This is a genomic window from Mycobacterium cookii (genome assembly GCF_010727945.1).
GTDB lineage: Bacteria > Actinomycetota > Actinomycetes > Mycobacteriales > Mycobacteriaceae > Mycobacterium > Mycobacterium cookii.
Genome location: NZ_AP022569.1, coordinates 4,184,884 through 4,202,373, shown reverse-complemented (window position 1 = coordinate 4,202,373; position 17,490 = coordinate 4,184,884). Strand labels below are relative to the sequence as shown.

General features: G+C 66.3%; 19 protein-coding genes. 5 read left to right on the top strand and 14 right to left on the bottom strand.

The genetic code is table 11. The features are described 5' to 3' along the window. Position 1: 1 nt before the first annotated feature. Complete coding sequence (locus G6N27_RS19670) at positions 2-1,129, top strand: LmeA family phospholipid-binding protein (RefSeq protein ID WP_163779316.1); 1,128 nt, start codon at positions 2-4, stop codon at positions 1,127-1,129. Between the two features lie 65 nt (positions 1,130-1,194). On the opposite strand, the gene deoC is transcribed toward G6N27_RS19670, so the two are convergent. The 6 genes from deoC to G6N27_RS19640 all read right to left on the bottom strand — a co-directional run bounded on the left by deoC (position 1,195) and on the right by G6N27_RS19640 (position 5,144). Next, on the bottom strand, positions 1,195-1,866 hold the full coding sequence (gene deoC / locus G6N27_RS19665; RefSeq protein WP_163779314.1) for a deoxyribose-phosphate aldolase: 672 nt from the start codon (positions 1,864-1,866) through the stop codon (positions 1,195-1,197). After that, positions 1,866-2,297: a DUF2599 domain-containing protein gene (locus tag G6N27_RS19660; protein ID WP_163779313.1), complete on the bottom strand. Its 432-nt coding sequence runs from the start codon at positions 2,295-2,297 to the stop codon at positions 1,866-1,868. Before G6N27_RS19660 ends, deoC begins: the two co-directional genes overlap by 1 nt. A gap of 4 nt (positions 2,298-2,301) precedes the next feature. Next, a complete protein-coding gene (locus tag G6N27_RS19655) occupies positions 2,302-2,529 on the bottom strand; it encodes a DUF2516 family protein (protein ID WP_232065136.1) in 228 nt (75 codons plus the stop codon). Positions 2,530-2,661: 132 nt separating this feature from the next. Beyond that, positions 2,662-3,270: a heparin-binding hemagglutinin gene (locus G6N27_RS19650; RefSeq protein ID WP_163779310.1), complete on the bottom strand. Its 609-nt coding sequence runs from the start codon at positions 3,268-3,270 to the stop codon at positions 2,662-2,664. A gap of 57 nt (positions 3,271-3,327) precedes the next feature. Then, positions 3,328-3,720: a helix-turn-helix domain-containing protein gene (locus G6N27_RS19645; RefSeq protein WP_163779308.1), complete on the bottom strand. Its 393-nt coding sequence runs from the start codon at positions 3,718-3,720 to the stop codon at positions 3,328-3,330. Positions 3,721-3,818: 98 nt separating this feature from the next. After that, positions 3,819-5,144, bottom strand: coding sequence for a DUF445 domain-containing protein (locus G6N27_RS19640; protein ID WP_163782049.1), 1,326 nt, complete (start codon positions 5,142-5,144; stop codon positions 3,819-3,821). A gap of 260 nt (positions 5,145-5,404) precedes the next feature. Between G6N27_RS19640 and G6N27_RS19635 the strand changes: the two genes are divergently transcribed. Continuing rightward, positions 5,405-6,106, top strand: a complete 702-nt coding sequence (locus tag G6N27_RS19635; RefSeq protein ID WP_163779306.1) for a TetR/AcrR family transcriptional regulator — start codon at positions 5,405-5,407, stop codon at positions 6,104-6,106. A gap of 17 nt (positions 6,107-6,123) precedes the next feature. Further along, the gene (locus tag G6N27_RS19630) at positions 6,124-7,134 is read left to right on the top strand and encodes a prenyltransferase (RefSeq protein WP_163779304.1); all 1,011 of its coding nucleotides are present in this window, start codon (positions 6,124-6,126) and stop codon (positions 7,132-7,134) included. Positions 7,135-7,140: 6 nt separating this feature from the next. Here the strand turns inward: G6N27_RS19630 and G6N27_RS19625 are convergent, their stop codons facing one another. The 4 genes from G6N27_RS19625 to G6N27_RS19610 form a co-directional block, all read right to left on the bottom strand. After that, complete coding sequence (locus G6N27_RS19625) at positions 7,141-8,391, bottom strand: KasA/KasB family beta-ketoacyl-ACP synthase (RefSeq protein ID WP_163779301.1); 1,251 nt, start codon at positions 8,389-8,391, stop codon at positions 7,141-7,143. A gap of 131 nt (positions 8,392-8,522) precedes the next feature. After that, complete coding sequence (locus tag G6N27_RS19620) at positions 8,523-9,383, bottom strand: 3-hydroxybutyryl-CoA dehydrogenase (RefSeq protein WP_163779299.1); 861 nt, start codon at positions 9,381-9,383, stop codon at positions 8,523-8,525. A gap of 220 nt (positions 9,384-9,603) precedes the next feature. Further along, positions 9,604-10,890, bottom strand: a complete 1,287-nt coding sequence (aceA, locus tag G6N27_RS19615; RefSeq protein WP_163779297.1) for an isocitrate lyase — start codon at positions 10,888-10,890, stop codon at positions 9,604-9,606. A 250-nt stretch (positions 10,891-11,140) separates the two neighbouring features. Then, positions 11,141-11,935: an acyl-[acyl-carrier-protein] thioesterase gene (locus G6N27_RS19610; protein ID WP_163779295.1), complete on the bottom strand. Its 795-nt coding sequence runs from the start codon at positions 11,933-11,935 to the stop codon at positions 11,141-11,143. Positions 11,936-12,104: 169 nt separating this feature from the next. On the opposite strand from G6N27_RS19610, the gene ramB reads away from it, so the two are divergent. Beyond that, positions 12,105-13,511, top strand: coding sequence for an acetate metabolism transcriptional regulator RamB (ramB, locus tag G6N27_RS19605; protein WP_163779292.1), 1,407 nt, complete (start codon positions 12,105-12,107; stop codon positions 13,509-13,511). A gap of 49 nt (positions 13,512-13,560) precedes the next feature. After that, a complete protein-coding gene (locus G6N27_RS19600; protein WP_163779291.1) occupies positions 13,561-14,127 on the top strand; it encodes a carboxymuconolactone decarboxylase family protein in 567 nt (188 codons plus the stop codon). Here G6N27_RS19600 and G6N27_RS19595 read toward each other — a convergent pair. The 4 genes from G6N27_RS19595 to G6N27_RS19580 are packed head-to-tail and all read right to left on the bottom strand — an operon-like array spanning position 14,118 to position 17,490. Further along, positions 14,118-14,396 (bottom strand): hypothetical protein, encoded by a 279-nt coding sequence (locus tag G6N27_RS19595; protein WP_163779289.1) that lies wholly within the window; start codon positions 14,394-14,396, stop codon positions 14,118-14,120. The genes G6N27_RS19600 and G6N27_RS19595 overlap by 10 nt on opposite strands. Positions 14,397-14,427: 31 nt before the next feature. Then, positions 14,428-15,414, bottom strand: coding sequence for a hypothetical protein (locus tag G6N27_RS19590; RefSeq protein WP_372512963.1), 987 nt, complete (start codon positions 15,412-15,414; stop codon positions 14,428-14,430). 5 nt (positions 15,415-15,419) lie between these two features. Then, a complete protein-coding gene (gene lpdA, locus G6N27_RS19585; protein ID WP_163779285.1) occupies positions 15,420-16,817 on the bottom strand; it encodes a dihydrolipoyl dehydrogenase in 1,398 nt (465 codons plus the stop codon). Between the two features lie 31 nt (positions 16,818-16,848). Next, positions 16,849-17,490 carry an ArsR/SmtB family transcription factor gene (locus G6N27_RS19580; RefSeq protein WP_163779282.1) on the bottom strand — a complete coding sequence of 214 codons (642 nt, stop codon included), beginning with the start codon at positions 17,488-17,490 and terminating at the stop codon, positions 16,849-16,851.

Here is a 17,490-nt window from a genome sequence, read left to right as displayed (position 1 = left end):
GATGACGAATCCGCCAGGCCCCGGCAACGGCGAGCCGCCAGAACGAGGTCGGCCGCTCAGGCCGGCCGGCCCGCCCAACCGCGGGTTTCCGCCGCGCCGGCAACCGCCGGTGCCGTCGGAATCGCCGACTCGCCACATCCCGCAACCCGGCCGCCCGCAGTCGACGGCCCGCGATGTCCCGCGGCCGCAGCAACCCGGCCGCCCACCCGGCCCTCCGCAACAGCCGCCGCCTCCCCCGGTCAACCGGCCACCGCAGCAGCCCGGCCCGGCGCCCAACCCGCGGCCTCAGCAGCCCGGTCCCCCGCCGCAGCCGCATGAGCAACTGACCACCCGGATCTCCACACCGACGCCACCGCCGCCGCCGGAAGCGACCGAGACGGGTAAGCGTTCGTTCTTCGCCAACCGGACGTCGCTGCTGTTGATCCTGCTGATCGTGGCGCTGGTCGTCATCGCGGTGCCGGTCGGCGCGGAGCTCTATGCCCGCCACGTCGCAAGCACGAAGGTGGCCAACGCGGTGCAGTGCGAGGTGCAGGACGGCGCCAGCGTGTCCTTCTCGCCTGTCCCACCGGTGCTGTGGCAATACCTGACCAAGGACTACAGCGACATCTCGGTGCAGACCAACGGCAACCAGGTGCGCCAGGCCAAGGGCATGAAGGTGAACCTGGACATCCGCGACATCAAATTGGCCAGCGGCAACAACTCTCAAGGCACGATCGGGTCGTTGAGCGGCACCATCAGCTGGTCAACCGACGGGATCAAGCAGTCGATCCAGGACGCCATCCCCGGCCTGGGCAAGTTCGTCAGCGGCAACGTGACCGCCAATCCCAGTGACGGCACCATCACGATCAAGGGCACGTTCGACAGCGCGACGGTCAAGCCGCAGATCGTCAATAACGGGCTGTCGTTGCAGGTGGTCAGCCTGTCTGCGTTGGGTTCCAACATGTCGACGGCGACAGTCCAGAAGAACCTGGACGACCTCACATCTAAAGCCACCCAGAACTATCCCCTGGGCATCCACGCCGACAGTGTGAAAGTCACCAGTTCCGGGGTCGAGGGCGCGTTCTCCACGCGCAACGCGACCATCCCGTCGGGCGGCGGCAACCAGGACCCCTGCCTGGCGAATCTTTAGCCTGCCCGGCGACGATGCAGAGCGCGCAGCGCGATGAGGAGGAGCCGGGCAATCCGGCCTAAGCCTTAACCCAAGCCGTCGAGCACGGCGCGGGTGCCGGACAGCCCCAACCGGGTAGCGCCCGCGTCCAGCATCGCGAGGGCGGCGTCGGCGGTGCGGATGCCGCCGCTGGCTTTGACCCCCAACCGGCCGCCGACGGCGTCCGCCATCAGCGCGACGGCGGCGACCGAGGCGCCACCGGCGGGGTGAAATCCCGTGGAGGTCTTGACGAAATCGGCCCCGGCGTCCTCGCCGGCCCGGCAGACGTCGACCAGCGCCTGCTCGCCGGCCAGGGTCAACAGCGCGGCCGACTCGACGATCACCTTGAGCACGGCGTCGGGCACGGCGGCGCGCACCGTCGCGATGTCGGCCCGTACCGCGTCGATGTCACCGGCGACCGCCGCCCCGATGTCGATCACCATGTCAATCTCAGCCGCGCCCGCTTCGACGGCCTGCGCCGCTTCACGCGCCTTGAGGCCCGACAGATGCTTGCCCGACGGGAAACCGGCGACCGCAGCCACCGGCACCCCGGCGTGGATGGCGTGCGACACCATCGAAGGCGAGACGCAGACGGTGCAGACCCCGAGCTGCGCGGCCTCGTCAGCGACGGCGGCGACCTTGGCGGCGGTGGCCTCGGGTTTGAGCAGAGTGTGGTCGACCAGAGCGGCCAACTGGCCGCGGGTCAGTCGGGTCGGCATCAGAACGGCTCGCGCGGGCCGCCGGGGTTGCAGCCGGCGTCGACCATCGCGGCGTCGTCGACGACCGGACGCCACGGCTCCAGGTTCCAGCTCACCTTGCCGGGCTGCGCAACCTCGGCGAACTCCCAATGGCAGAGGAATTGCGCACGCATGCCGGGTGAGCCGGCGTTGGGGGCCTGCGCGAGCACCTCGGACCACGCCTCGTCGGCGGCGGGTGTCGAGGACCCGAGCTCCCGCGCTGCGGCCCGCCCGGACTGCGTCGGATAGACCCGCAGGCTGGACAGCTGATTCCGCCCGGACCACTGGGTCCATAAAACGTGGTCGACGAACGGCGGTGCATAAGGCAACGCGCCCGATCCCGGATCGGCCGACGCGGGAGCGACACTCGTCAGCGCGCCGAGGACGGTCGCCGCGAGGAGCAGAACTCGCATATCGCTATCGCGACTTACCTTGAATCTCAAGTAGTTTGGGCCGCACATCGACTAGGTAGACACCCGCTGCACAGGCGGCGGCGACCGCCCCCATCACACTGAGCACGTACGCCACCGGCAAGGCGACACCCAGGATGATCAGCCACACCGGCTTGGTCATCTTGTCGGCGGCCGTGTAGGCATCAGGCCGCTGCATCGCCGCGTGCACGAACGCGTAGAGCGTCATCAGCATCACGCCGAGTTGCAAGTACAAGATGACGGTCTGCACCAAGTTCACCCAGTAAGCGTAAGCGGGCGTCCCGCTAAACGTCGACTCCGAGCCACCCAACCGGGCAACTCGGAGTCGAACGTCAGCGATATTCGCTTACTTCTGGGTGACCTTCTTGGCCGGCGCCTTCTTGGCCGGAGCCTTCTTGGCGGGAGCCTTCTTGGCGGGCGCCTTCTTGGCGACAGCCTTCTGCGCCTTCTTGGCGGCCGCGTCGGTCTTCTTCGGCAGCTCGATACCGACCAGCTTGGCGGCACGCTCGCCGACAGCGCGGGTCTGCGACGCCACGGTGCCCAGCGCCTCCTGGGTCAGCTCGACCGCCTGGTCGACGTAACCCTCGGCACGCGCCGATGCGTCGTCCAGACCGGACTGGCTGCGCAGCCGCTCCAGGGCGGCCTCGCCGCGCTCGACCAGCTCGTTGTAACGCGAGGTCGCGGCCTCGACGTAGCCCTCGGCGGCGCTGCGCAGCTCGTCTGCGGTAAACCGGTCGCGCAGGTCACGCAGCTGCTCGGGGAGCTCCCCCTGCAGCTTGGTCAGGCGAGCGCGGCTCTCCTCGACGCGGCTGCGGGTGTCGGTGCGGGTCTCCTCGGCACGCTCGCGCAGCTCGGTGAGCAGGTCGTTGACCGTGGCCAGCGCCAGGTCAGCGGCGCCCAGCGCCGCGAGCAGCGGGGCCTTCAGGTCGTCGATGTTCGGGTTGTTGTCCGCCATTGGTGTTTCCTTTCGTCGTTCTCGGTCTTCTCAATTGGGTTGCCAAGTTGTCGAGGTCTAAGCAGGCGCAGTCTCCTCACGATCCGCTTCGTTTTGTTGGACGAAGGACGTGTAGATGTCCAGCAGGACCTGTTTCTGTCGCTCAGTGATCGCCGTGTCGGTCACGATGGCGTCGCGGACCTCGTTCTTTGCGCCAGGCTCGAGAATCCCGGCCTGCACGTAGAGAACCTCGGCAGAGACCCGCAGTGCCTTGGCGATCTGGTTGAGCACTTCAGCGGAGGGTTTGCGCAATCCGCGCTCGATCTGGCTGAGGTATGGATTGCTGACACCGGCTTTCTCCGCTAACTGCCGCACCGATACTTGCGCTGCTTCACGCTGCGCCTTGATGAAGCTGCCGATGTCGGACGCAGCCGTGGAGACCACAGCGGAGAGCTTTTCCTCCTGAGCCACAACTGAGTCCTTTGAGTCCTGGTGTTGGCCACGTTCGGTGCGGACGCGCCCACCGTAGCTAACTAGTGCTAGCTATTGCAAGCACTAGTTAGCACCGCTCAAAAAAGAAGCTGCCCGATCGTGTAGATGACCAACCCGGCCAACGAGCCCACCACGGTGCCATTGATCCGGATGAACTGCAGGTCACGGCCGACATGAAGCTCGATGCGCCGGCTGGCTTCCTCGGCGTCCCAGCGTTCGATGGTGTCGGTAATGATCGCTGTGATCTCTACCCCATATTGCGCGACCAGATGTTCTGCGCCCCGCACGATCCAGTTGTCCACCTTGTCCCGCAGCTCGGCGTCGTCACGCAGCGATTCGCCGATGCTGACCACTGCGTCGGCGATGCGGGTCCGCAACGCGCTCGACGGGTCGTCGACGCCCTCCAGGACCAGCCGTTTGAGCGTCTTCCACGCCGTCGCCGCGGCGTTGGTGACCTCTTCGCGCGCCATCAACTGCTCCTTGACGGCCTCGGCCCGGGCGATCGTCGCGTCGTCGTGCTGGAGGTCGTCAGCGAACTCGAACAAGAAGCGAGTCGCCGAACGGCGCAGTTCGTGCTCCGGGTTACGGCGGACCTTGTCGGTGAAGTCCATCAACTCGCGGTGGATGCGGTCGCCGACGAGATGGTCGACGAATCGCGGTGACCAGGTCGGCGAATCGCGCTCCACAACGCGCTGGATGATTTCACCGGCATTCAGCGACCACTGGAATGCCCGATCGGCCAGCAACTGGATGAGGGCTTCCTGCCGATGCTCGGCGAGCAGCGTGGCAAGCACCCGGCCGACCGGTGGACCCCACTTCGGCTCGGCGATGCGTTTCACGATCACCCGGTCGATCACGTGCTGGACATCGTCGTCGCGCAGCAACTCCACCAGCACCCGCAGCACCGTGGCCGACTCGGCGGCCACCCGCTGAGCGTGGGGCAGCTCCGACAGCCACTTGCCCAGCCGGCTCGGGATCTGTGCGTCGCGAATTTTGGTGCCGACGACCTCCGGCGACAGGAAGTTCTCCCGCACGAACGTGCCGAGACCCTCGCCGAGCTGGTCCTTCTTACGCTTGATGATCGCGGTGTGCGGGATGGGGATGCCCAAGGGGTGCTTGAACAGCGCGGTCACCGCAAACCAGTCCGCGAGCGCGCCGACCATGCCGGCCTCCCCGGCGGCACCCACATAGCCGACCCACGTCGCGGTGATGCCGGCGGACTGCGCCCACCGGCAGCCGAGGAACACGCCGGTGGCGCCGATCAGAAAGCTCAGCGCGACCGCTTTCATCCGTCGCAGCGCCCGCTGCCGTTCGGCGTCCGCCTGCGGGTCGGCTCCGGCGAACGATTCCGCGAACGACGCGGGTTTGCTCGGCGTCTCCGGCGGCAGTGGCTCCGGATCCACCGGCGTCGCCTGCCCGCGCCGCGGATCGGCTCGGTGCCTGGGACCCGTCTCGGGTCTTCCGTTCAGTCCGACTGCCACCTCACCATCATCCGCTATCGAGGTAGCTGCTCGGTGACGATGCGCTCCCGGGCAACGCCGGAAAAAGCCCGGTAACTGTTACCGCATCGGCCGGGCTGGACTGTTACCTGAGGTCCAGGCGAGAAATTGCGATAAATAACCCGTACTATGCATAGGGTCTACGAGATTAGGAACCGGCAATAGTGGCACAGCATCTCCCGGCCGGGACGGTAAAGACCGATGGCCGGAAACGACGTTGGCATCAGCACAAGGTCGAGCGCCGCAACGAGTTGATCGACGGAACCATCGACGCGATCCGGCGGCGTGGCCAGTACGTGAGCATGGACGAGATCGCCGGCGAGATCGGCGTCTCCAAGACCGTGCTGTACCGCTACTTCGTGGACAAGAACGACCTGACCACCGCAGTGATGATGCGGTTCGCGCAGATCACACTGATCCCTAATATGGCGAAGGCGCTGTCGTCGAACCTGGACGGCTTCGACCTGACCCGCGAGATCATTCGGGTCTACGTGCAGACGGTGGCCTCCGAGCCGGAGCCGTATCGGTTCGTGATGGCCAACAACTCGGCCGGCAAGAACAAGGTCGTCGCCGATTCCGAGCGGATCATCGCCCGCATGCTCGCTGTGATGCTGCGACGGCGCATGAAGCCCGCGGGGATGGACGCCGGCGGGGTGGAACCGTGGGCGTATCACATCGTCGGCGGCGTCCAGTTGGCCACCCACTCCTGGCTGCTGGACCCGCGGATGAGCGCCGACGAGCTCATCGACTACCTGACCATGCTGAGCTGGAGTGCGTTGTGCGGCATCGTCGAGGTCGGCGGTTCGCTGGAGAAGTTCCGCGGTCAGCCGCATCCGTCGCCAATAGTGCCGCCGCTGACTGACTAGAGGTCTACGTTGGCGCCATGACTGACCTCAAGTCGCGCTCTCGTATCAGCTCCTGGGCATACGCCCTGCGTACCACCAACCCGCCGCCGGACCGCCCGGTCGACGTCGTCACCCGGTGGCTCGTCGTCACCCGCGCCGCGGTGCTGCCGATGACGCTGTTCGCCGGGCTGGTGGCCGCCCTGCTGGCAATCGGGAAGCCGGGTTTTGACTGGCGCTGGCTCACTCTTGCGATCGTCGGAATCCTGTTGGCGCACACCGCAAACAACCTGATGAACGATCTGTTCGACACGCAGACCGGCCTCGACAGCGAGAACTACCCACGCGCCCTCTACGCTCCGCATCCGGTGTTGTCGGGATTGGTCAGCCGCCGCACGCTGCTGACCGCGATCGGCTTGGTCAACCTGGCCGACTTGGCCATCCTGATCGTGCTGACGTGGGCCCGCGGCTGGCCCGTGGTGGCGTTCGCGTTATCCGGCTTCATCCTCAGCGTCGCCTACACCGCGCCGCCGGTGCGGCTCAAGAAACGCGGCCTCGGCGAACCGGACGTCCTGGTGGTGTGGGGCCCGCTGATGGTGTGCGGCACCTACTACTCAGCGGTCGGACACGTCGGCTGGGAGGTCCTGGTGGCGTCACTCCCCTACGGCTTGCTGTGCACGACGGTGCTGATGGGCAAGCACACCGACAAGATCCCCTACGACGAGCCGCTGGGTATCCGCACTCTGCCGGTGATCTTCGGTGCGACCCGCGCCCGCGCGCTCACGCTCGCGATGATGGTCGGCTTCTACCTGCTGGTCGTCGTGGCGGTGCTGGTCAAGGCGATGCCGTGGCCCGCACTGCTGGTCGTGCTGGCGCTGCCCAGGCTGGTCAAGGTGTGGCCGTACTTCCGCCGCCCGCCGCCCGACGAGCCGCCGGCCGACTTTCCGGTGTGGCCGTTGTGGTACGCCGCGTTGGCGTGGCTGCACGTTCGTCAGGCGGGCGCCCTGCTGGTGGCGGGCCTGGCGATCGGTGTGCTGCTGCCGGGCCGGTGACCGTCGTCAGTAGCGCCCGAAGGCCAGGGCGACGTTGAGGCCACCGAAGCTGAACGAATCGCTGATCGCATAGCGGTAATCACCCGGCCGCGGCTCGCCGGACACCACGTCCAAATCGATCTCCGGGTCGAGCGTCCGCAGGTTCAACGTCGGCGGGACGATGCCGTCGCGCAACGCCAGCACGGTCAGGATCGCCTCCACCGCTCCGACGGCGCCGATCGAGTCGCCCAGCGCCGCCTTCGGCGCGTAGACCGCCGGGTCGCGATTGCCCAGTGCGCGCCTGATCGCCCGTGCCTCGGCCAAGTCGCCGGCGACGGTTCCGGCCGCGTGCGCGTTGACGTGGTCGATGTCGCCGGCGGTGAGGCCGGCCAGCTGGATCGCCCGGGTGATCGCGTCGCCGGCCCGCACGCCGTCGGGGTCATTGAGCACCGGCTGGTAGCCGTCTGAGGTGATGCCTGCGCCCATCAGTCGTCCGATGATGTTGGCGCCCCGCGCTTTTGCGTGCTCTTCGGTCTCAACAACCATCAGCGCGCCCGCTTCACCGAACACAAAGCCGTCCCGATCTTTGTCGAATGGGCGGCACGCGCCGGCCGGATCGTCGTTGTTCGTCGACAGCAGGTTTTGATGCGAGTACGCCGCGATGGGCACGGCCTCGACCTTGGTTTCGACGCCGCCGCAGATCGCCATGTCGGCCTCGCCGAGCACGATGTGGCGCCACGCCTGGGCGATCGCTTCAGCGCCGGAGGCTCCGGCCGAAACCGGTGTGATGACACCGGCTTTGGCGCCGCGCTCCAGCCCGACGGCCGCGGCCGCGGCGTTGGGCATGGCCTTCTGCACACCCAACGGAGAGATCGCCCGGATCCCGCGCTCGCGGATTTCGTCATTGACCCAGACGAATTCCTCGGTCGAGCCCATCCCGGTGCCGATGGATACCATCAACCGGTTGGCGTCGACCTCTGGCGCTCCCGCGTTCGCCCAGACCCGCCGCCCGACGATCGTCGAGATCTTCTGCAGGAACAGGAATCGACGCAGTTCGACCCGCGTGAGCATTTCATCGAAATCTTCGAGCAGGTGCCCGCCGATGCGGACCGGCATGTCGAACTTATCGACGAATCCATCGTCGAGCCGACGAATCCCGCTCTGGCCGTCCAGTAGCCCTTTCCAGGTGGCCTCGACATCCGTGGCGAGCGCAGTCGTCATTGCGACGCCGGTGACAACGACACCGGGCAAACCATTTCCGGTTGACAGCTCCGCCATGGTTGCTTCGTTCCTCTACGTGAGATCGCTCCAAGACCTCAGTACCCACGACCTGACAGAACTTAAGCTTAAATGCGGCCCATGCCACTCGCTCGACAATGATTACCGCGGACGAACGCGGTGCCCGCGCCTCAGTAGGTGTAGAAACCCTTCCCGGATTTCTTACCCAGTTGGCCGGCTTCGACCATTCGCTGCAGCAGCGGCGGCGGGGCGTAGTGCGCGTCCTTGAGTTCGTCAAACATGGCGTCGGCGATCAACTTCATGGTGTCGAGCCCGATCAAATCGGATAGCCGCAACGGACCCATCGGATGCGACAGTCCCGCGACAACGGCGGTGTCGACGTCTTCGACCGACGCGACACCCGACTCGACCATGCGGATGGCGGACAGCAGATAGGGCACCAGTAGCGCGTTGACGATGAAGCCGGAACGGTCGCCGCAGCGCACCACCTTCTTACCGAGCACCTCGCTCGCGAATTGCTCGGTGCGCGCCGCAGCCTCGTCGTCGGTGACGATCGTGCTGATCAACTCGACCAGTGGCAGTACGGGAACCGGGTTGAAGAAGTGCAGACCGAGCACACGACCCGGATTCTTGGTTGCCGCAGCGATTTTCATGATCGGGATGCTCGAGGTGTTGGACGCGAGCACGGCGGCGGGGTCGGTAATCACCTCGTCGAGCTCGGCGAACACTTTGGCCTTGACGGCCTCGTCTTCGACGATCGCCTCGATGGTCAGCTGACGGTCGGCGAGGTCGGACAGCTTGGTGGTGTACCGCAGCCGCGCCACCGTCGCCTCGCGCTCGTCGGCGGACAGCTTGCCCTTGCTGACGGCGCGCTCCAGCGACGCCTCGATCCGGGCCTTGCCCGCGGCGGCCAGCTCCTCGGTGGGCTCGAAGACCACCACATCGGCCCCGGCCTTCGCCGAAACCTCGGCGATGCCGCCGCCCATCTGCCCGGCGCCGATAACGCCGACGCGCTCAATCGCACTACTCACTGGTGAAGGTGTCCTCTCGATATGCGTCAGGCCCCGCCCAGGGTTTCCGGGCGGGGCCTGCGCTGTCAAGCCGTTCGCTTGTGGCTACGGCCTGGTCTTGGTGCGGCCTAGTGGAACTGTCTGTCGGTTCCACTTCCTCCTCGCGGCCTGACGGCCGCGCATCGTCAGTGGCTCCGTCTGTCGGTTCCACTTCCTCCTCGCGGCAAGAGGCCGCGCATCGTCAGTGGAACTGACCCTCTTCGGTCGAGCCCGCCAGCGCCGTGGTCGACGACGTCGGGTCGACGGTGGTGGCGATCCGGTCGAAGTAACCGGCCCCGACCTCGCGCTGGTGCTTGGTGGCGGTGTAACCGCGCTCCTCGGCCGCGAACTCGCGCTCCTGCAGCTCGACGTAGGCGCTCATCTGGTTGCGGGCGTAGCCGTAAGCCAGGTCGAACATCGAGTAGTTGAGGGCGTGGAAGCCGGCCAGCGTGATGAACTGGAACTTGAAGCCCATCGCACCGAGCTCCTTCTGGAACCGCGCGATGGTCGAGTCGTCCAGGTGCTTGCGCCAGTTGAACGACGGCGAGCAGTTGTAGGCCAGCAGCTGGTCGGGGAACTCGCTCTTGACGCCCTCGGCGAACCGGCGGGCCAGGTCGAGGTCCGGGGTGCCGGTCTCCATCCAGATCAGGTCGGAGTAGGGCGCGTAGGCCTTGGCCCGGGCGATGCACGGCTCGAGTCCGTTCTTCACCCGGTAAAACCCCTCGGCGGTGCGCTCACCGGTGATGAACGGGCGGTCGCGCTCGTCGACGTCGCTGGTGATCAGCGTGGCGGCCTCGGCGTCGGTGCGGGCGATGACGACGGTCGGCACGTCAGCCACGTCAGCCGCAAGCCGCGCGGACGTCAACGTGCGGATGTGCTGCTGGGTCGGGATCAGCACCTTGCCACCGAGGTGACCGCACTTCTTCTCCGAGGCCAGCTGGTCCTCCCAGTGCGAACCGGCGACACCGGCCGCGATCATGGCTTTCTGCAGCTCGTAGACGTTGAGTGCGCCACCGAAACCGGCTTCACCGTCGGCGACGATCGGGGCCAGCCAGTTCTCGACGGAGGTGTCGCCCTCGACCTTGGCGATCTCGTCGGCGCGCAGCAGCGCGTTGTTGATCCGGCGGACGACCTGCGGCACCGAGTTGGCCGGGTAGAGGCTCTGGTCCGGGTAGGTGTGGCCGGACAGGTTCGCGTCACCGGCGACCTGCCAACCCGACAGGTAGATGGCCTTGAGGCCGGCGCGAACCTGCTGCACCGCCATGTTTCCGGTCAGCGCGCCGAGCGCGTTGACGAACTCCAGGTCGTGCAGTTGGCTCCACAGCACCTCGGCGCCGCGGCGGGCCAGCGTCGACTCCTCGACCACGCTGCCCTGCAGGGCGACGACGTCTTCGGGGGTGTAGGTGCGGGTGAGGCCCTTCCAGCGGGGGTTGGTGTCCCAGTCCTTCTGGATCTGTTCGGCGGTCTTCGGCGTGCCAACGCTTGACATTGCGCTGCTCCTCAAGTCGATAGGGATTTCCAGCCTTGCTAAGGCTTTCAGCTTCTTGATTGCTCTGCTAAGACGAAGATGGCACAGCCTTGCACCGCAGGTCCACCCATTTCTATTGCCAATTTTCGTTAGGGCTCGCGCAGTATTTGCAAAGCTTGCAAAGTTTCTTCGCAACTGAACCGGTTCAGACGTTACCGGCTGGTAACAAGAATCCGCAGGTCAGTGCCCGGTTTGCGTAACGCTCGTACTGTTAGAGCGGGAAGATCGCCGCGAGCGCCTTGATCTCGTCGCCGACGGCATATGTGAGCGTTCTAACAGTGCGATCGGCAAGCTCGGCGCCGAAGCGATCGGTCGAGCCGGCGGGGTGCACGTGCGAGATGATCTCCAGCTTGTCGCCCAGCGCCACCGCGGCATCGTGCTCGATGGTCACCCGCAACGGCGCCTTGAGCAGCTCCGGGTATGACGAGAGGTAATCCTCGACGACGCTCCAGTACACGGAGTTGTTCATGTGATCGAAGAAGTCGATGTCGGTGAATCGGACCGGAAACTCGTGGATTTCCGCGGCGTCGTCTCGGCTGCCCGCTTTCAGGTAGGCCTTCCACCGCAGCCGGTCGACATCGGTGGTCTTGCGCAGGCCCTCGAGAAAGTCGTCGGCGATGCGGGCAGGTGTCTGGGTGTCCCGATTGAAGTTGATCCAGAACGCTTCCGACTCCAACAAGCCGCCCTTGCGGCCGTCGATGCGGACTCGCATCTCGCACCACCGGTTCGAGGTCCCCGAACACCACCGACGCATCCGCAACATGTCGCCGAACTCGATCGGGCGGATCACGTCGATCATCGTCCGCCGGACGATCCAGAGCGGATGAGTCTCCTCGAACCCCATCTCGCGCAGCTGATCCTGACCGATGTCCACGATGTGGCGGGCGGCGGAATCGAAGCGCAGTCGCCCGTCGCGGTCGATGTCGGCGACGCGCAGCGGCCATTCCCGGTCGAAGACGTCGGGGTGCGGGTCCGGCACCGGCATCATTACTTTGTCCAGGCTCACGAGTCTCCGCTGCTCCTCCCACCGCACCGCGGCCGCTACCCAAATAGCGTGGCCCGGCTAAAACCTCCCCCAATCACCGATGATGCCAAACGACCACGACGAGGCGCTAATCCGGAACATCGTGCAAATCTTGCTAATGAAGCCTTAGCAACCCGCGTAGGCTGGGCGGATGTCTAAGACGTTCGTCGGCTCGCGGGTGCGGCAGCTGCGCAGCGAGCGCGGATTCAGCCAGGCCGCACTGGCCCAGATGCTCGACATCTCCCCGAGCTATCTCAACCAAATCGAGCACGACGTCCGGCCGCTGACCGTGGCTGTGCTGCTGCGCATCACCGAGGTCTTCGGCGTCGACGCGACGTTCTTCGCCTCGCAGGACGACACCCGTCTGCTCGCCGAGTTACGCGAGGTCACCCTCGATCACGACCTCGGTGTCGACGTGGATCAAACGGAGCTGGCCGACGTTGTGAGCTCGCACCCGGCTTTGGCGCGCGCGCTGGTCAACCTGCACCGGCGATACCGGCTCACCACCACGCAACTCGCCGCGGCCACCGAGGACCGCTTCTCCGACGGCAGCGGGTCGATCACCATGCCCCACGAAGAGGTGCGCGATTACTTCTACGAGCGACAGAACTACCTGCACGAGCTGGACACTGCGGCCGAGGAGCTGACGGTGCGGATGCGCATGCACCGCGCGGATCTGGTGCGCGACCTGTCCGACCGGTTGATCTCCGTCCACGACGTCCGCATCAAGCGAATCGACTTGGGCGACAACGTTCTTCACCAGTACGACCCGGAGACGCGCACGCTGGAGATCGGCGGGCACCTGCCGTCCGGCCAGTACGCGTTCAAGCTCGCCGCCGAGCTCGCCTACCTGGAACACGGTCCGCTCATCGACAGTCTGGTCGACGAGGGCAATTTCACCAGCGAGGAGTCCCGCAAGCTGGCCCGGCTCGGGCTGGCCAATTATTTCGCCGCCGCGACGGTGCTGCCGTACCGGCAGTTCCACGAGGTCGCCGAGAATTTCGGCTACGACGTCGAGCGGCTGTCGGCGTACTACGCCGTCAGCTACGAGACCATCTGCCATCGGCTGTCCACCCTGCAGCGGCCGTCGATGCGCGGCGTGCCGTTCTCCTTCATCCGCGTCGACCGCGCGGGCAACATGTCAAAACGCCAGTCCGCCACAGGCTTTCACTTCTCCTCCAGCGGTGGCACCTGTCCGCTGTGGAACGTCTACGAGACATTCGCCAACCCCGGCAAGATCCAGGTGCAGATCGCCCAGATGCCCGACGGACGCAATTACATGTGGGTGGCCCGCACCGTGGAGCGCAGGGCATCACGGTATGGTCAGCCCGGCAAAACGTTCGCGATCGGGCTGGGCTGCGAGCTCCGGCACGCCCACCGGCTCGTCTACTCGGAAGGACTGGACTTGTCCGGGGATATCGCAACACCGATCGGTGCGGGCTGCCGCGTCTGCGAACGCGACAACTGCCCGCAGCGCGCGTTCCCCGCGTTGGGACGGGCACTGGACCTCGACGAGCACCGCAGCACGGTCTCGCCCTACTTGGTGAAGCGAACATGACCCGCGCCGGCGACGATGCAGAGCGCAGCGATGGGGAGGAGCGGCGCAGATGACGGAAGAGATTGGCCGCATCCCGGCAGGTGGATTTCGCGAATTAGGGCCGATCAATTGGGTTTTGGCGAAGTCGGCGGCCCGCACCGTCCGCGCACCCAGGATGCACCTGTTCGCCACGTTGGGACAGCACAAGCGGCTCTTCCTGGCGATGATGCCGTTCTCCGCGTTGCTGTTGAGGGGTCGGCTGCCGCAGGTGGACACCGAGTTGGTGATCCTGCGGGTCGCTCACCTGCGCGGGTCCGAGTACGAATTGCAGCACCACCGCTGGATGGGGCGCCGCCGCGGACTCGACGATCACACCCAGGAGCTGATCTTCGCCTGGCCGGACACGTCCGGCGGCGACCTGACCGACCGCCAGAAGACGCTGCTGCGTGCCACCGATGAGTTCATCCTCAACCGCGCCATCAGCCCGGAGGTCTGGCAGCAGCTGTCCAGCCACCTCGATAAGCGTCAGATCATCGAATTCTGCATGCTCGCAGGGCAATACGACAGTCTGGCCGCGACGATGTCGGCACTGCAGATTCCGCTGGACAACCCCGGACAGTCGGACCGCTACAGATAACTGTCGACCAGCACGACCGTCGAAAGCACGACCGGAAGAACCGGCAACGCGAATGCGAACAACGCCAGCGGCACGTTGCCCTGTTGCCGCACACGCCGTCCCCACAGCACCGTGCCGATCGCGAACGCCACCGAGACGACCAATACCACCAGCCCCCACAGGCTCACCACGGTGAGCGCTTCGCCGATCGAGATCGCTGCCAGCCAAAGGACATAACCAGCCAAGACACCGCCGATCACTGCCCAAATCGACTGAGTGCGCGCGGTCACCTGGCCATGGTATCGCTGTCGCGGATCCGGGCTAGTCGCCGAAGGTCCAGGCGGAATGCGCCGACACCACAAACCCTCTGGGATGATCGGGCGACTGGGCATAACACGCCACCCCGCCGTCTCCGCCGGCCAGACAGGTGGTGAAGGTTTCGTAGGTGTAGTCGATCCGGTGCCAGGCCGGCAGCTGCTTGATGGTTCCGTGGGTGGTGAACCTGGGCGTGTCGGTCGTGCGCATCCCGACCCGGCGACCGGATAGGTCGATGTAGATCTCGCTGTCCGCTTCCGCCATCCCGGGCAGTGGCCCGTCGCACCCGACCGCGCCGCCGCTGAAGACGGAGATATTGCAGGTCAGTCCGGACGCGACGGTGAAGTACGGGAAGATGTTCCGGCCCCCCGACCCGACTGTGTAGCTCTGCTCGTCGACGACGAAGTCGTGCGGGTCCGGGAACTTCGGCGGCAGATTCGCGATGCGCGGCCCGATACCACTGCGGGTCGGCGACAGCACGAACCAGCTCACGGGCGGCGACCCATGGGCGCATACGGTGATCGCGCCGCTGTCGACCGCACACTGCGTGCCCTGATAGACGATCTTGTGCCGCGGCGGCAACAGCTTCGGGGGGGCGCCGGGCGGCGCGGCAAACCGCGGCTGGGCCGTCTGCCGGAAGCCGCTGGGCTCGACTCTGCCGCCCGCCACCGCCGGGGTGCCGTTGAGCACGACCTCGTTGGCCGGCGCCAGGGTGCCGTGGATCGCACCGTCGCAGCCGATCGACGACCCGATCCGGCAGGTCAGCCCGTCAGGCGTTTGGAACGCCACGTACTGGTCAGCGACCTGGTAATCGTTGGCCGCGACCTCCTGGTAGCCGTTGAGCTCGGGCGCGGGCGGTGCCGGTAGCGGTGCCCGCGGCGGCGCTGCCGGCCGACCGGGCGTGGGCTGCTCGGGCTGCGAGTCGTGGCACCCCGGCGCCGCGAAGCCAACCACGATCGACGCGAAGACGACTGCGAGCGTCCGCCGGCACATCGGCGTCAAAAGTTGATCATGTGCCCGGTCAAGCCATGGAAACACTCTTGGAGGGCCTCTGACATGGTCGGGTGGGTGTGCACGTTGCGGGCCAACTCGGTCGCGGTCAGATCCCACTTCTGCGCCAGCGTCAGCTCGGGCAGCAGCTCGGAGACGTCGTGCCCGACCAGGTGTCCGCCGAGCAGTTCCAGGTGTTTGGCGTCGGCGACGAGCTTGACGAAACCGCTGGGGTCCCCCACACCGTGCGCCTTGGCGTTGGCGGTGAACGGGAACTTGGCGACCACCACGTCGTAGCCCTCGTCGCGGGCCTGCTGCTCGGTCAGCCCGAAGCTCGCCACGTTCGGCTGGCAGAACGTCGCACGAGGCAGCATCCGGTAGTCACCCAGGGGCAAAGTCTCTGCGCCAGCAATGGTTTCGGCAGCGACGACGCCCTGCGCCTCGGCGACGTGGGCCAGCTGCAGCAGTCCGGTGACGTCGCCGATCGCGTAGACGTGGTCGACGTTGGTGCGCATGTAGTCGGTGATCCCGATCGCCTTGCGGTCGGTCAGCGCAACCCCGGCCTTCTCCAGCCCGTAGCCATCGACGTTGGGCGCAAAACCGATGGCCTGCAACACTTTTGCGGTCTGAAGCTCTTCGGTGTTGCCGTCCTTGCTGACGGTCACGGTGACGGTGGAGCCGTCGTCGGCGATGGACTCGACCTTGGTGCCGGTGAGGATCTTCACGCCGAGCTTCTTGAACTGCTTCTCGATCTCCTTGGACACGTCGACGTCCTCGTTGGGCAGCGCCCGCGGCAGGAACTCGACGACGGTCACGTCGACGCCGTAGTTCTTGAGTACGTAGCCGAACTCGATGCCGATGGCCCCTGCGCCGGCGATGACGATCGACTCCGGCAGCTCGCGGGTCAGGATCAATTCTTCGTAGGTGACAACGTTTTTCGACAGCGAGGTGCCCGGGACGAGCCGGGTGCTGCTGCCGGTGGCGATGATGACGTTGTCGAAGGTGACCGTTTCGGTACCGCCCTCGTTGAGCTCGACGTCAAGTGTGTGCGCGTCGGTGAACCGGCCGTAGCCGTGGATCTCGGTGATCTTGTTCTTCTTCATCAAGAAGTGCACGCCGGCGACCCGGCCCTCGGCGACCTTGCGGCTGCGGTCGTAGGCGACGCCGAAGTCGAATGTCACCTCGCCGCTGATACCGAAGGTCTTGGCTTCCTTATTGAAGATGTGCGCGAGTTCGGCGTTGCGCAGCAGCGCCTTGGACGGGATGCAGCCGACGTTGAGGCAGACGCCGCCCCAGTACTTCGGTTCGACGACGGCGGTGTTGAGGCCCAGCTGCGCGGCGCGGATGGCCGCCACGTATCCGCCGGGTCCGGCTCCGAGCACGACAACGTCATAGTGAGAAGTCACGGCATCCACCCTAGTGGCCGACCACGCGGCGTCAGGGCACCAACCATTTTTCGATGTTGTCGTCGAAAGCGTCGTCGACCCGCAGAGCGCGACCCGGACCGCGGGCGAGCCAACCGCGGTCGAGAAACACGCTGGTGATCGCGGCCGGCAGCGCCCCGGCCAGATGCACCCGGCGATCGGTCCAGTCGACGCAAGACCGGGCGAACACCCGCCGACTGGCCCGCAGTACGGCCAGCTCGATGCCCAGCCGGCCGAGCAGATCCTGCCCGCGATCGGTCAGCTCGTGGTCGCGGTCGTCGAGACCGCGGATGGCCCCGACGCCCAGCAGCCGGTCGCGCAATTCCACCCCGAGCCGTCCCGCCAGGTGGTCGTAGCAGGTGCGTGCTTCCGACAGCGAGGGCACAGGCGCCGGCGGTGCGATCTCCGCGATGGCTTCCAGCACGATCGCCACTTCCGGACTGACGATCTCGTGGTAGCGGTGCCGGCCCCGGACCCGAACCTTGATCAGACCGGCGTCGGTCAATCGGCGTAGATACATCGGGGCGGCCTCCGGCTGCACTCCGGCCAGGCGCGCCAGCTCACCGGCAGGCAACGCCCGGCCACCGGCCAACGCCGCGAGCATCGCGGAGAGCGCGGGGTCTTCGATCACGTCGGCGATCGAAGCGGCGCGCAC

Bases quoted from the DNA above. Each gene is read 5' to 3' on its own strand.
- G6N27_RS19630 (WP_163779304.1), top strand. From the start codon at position 6,124: ATGACTGACCTCAAGTCGCGCTCTCGTATCAGCTCCTGGGCATACGCC.
- ramB (WP_163779292.1), top strand. From the start codon at position 12,105: ATGTCTAAGACGTTCGTCGGCTCGCGGGTGCGGCAGCTGCGCAGCGAG.
- aceA (WP_163779297.1), bottom strand. From the start codon at position 10,890: ATGTCAAGCGTTGGCACGCCGAAGACCGCCGAACAGATCCAGAAGGAC.
- G6N27_RS19600 (WP_163779291.1), top strand. From the start codon at position 13,561: ATGACGGAAGAGATTGGCCGCATCCCGGCAGGTGGATTTCGCGAATTA.
- G6N27_RS19670 (WP_163779316.1), top strand. From the start codon at position 2: ATGACGAATCCGCCAGGCCCCGGCAACGGCGAGCCGCCAGAACGAGGT.
- G6N27_RS19650 (WP_163779310.1), bottom strand. From the start codon at position 3,270: ATGGCGGACAACAACCCGAACATCGACGACCTGAAGGCCCCGCTGCTC.
- G6N27_RS19625 (WP_163779301.1), bottom strand. From the start codon at position 8,391: ATGGCGGAGCTGTCAACCGGAAATGGTTTGCCCGGTGTCGTTGTCACC.
- G6N27_RS19655 (WP_232065136.1), bottom strand. From the start codon at position 2,529: ATGCTGATGACGCTCTACGCGTTCGTGCACGCGGCGATGCAGCGGCCT.
- G6N27_RS19590 (WP_372512963.1), bottom strand. From the start codon at position 15,414: ATGTGCCGGCGGACGCTCGCAGTCGTCTTCGCGTCGATCGTGGTTGGC.
- deoC (WP_163779314.1), bottom strand. From the start codon at position 1,866: ATGCCGACCCGACTGACCCGCGGCCAGTTGGCCGCTCTGGTCGACCAC.
- G6N27_RS19660 (WP_163779313.1), bottom strand. From the start codon at position 2,297: ATGCGAGTTCTGCTCCTCGCGGCGACCGTCCTCGGCGCGCTGACGAGT.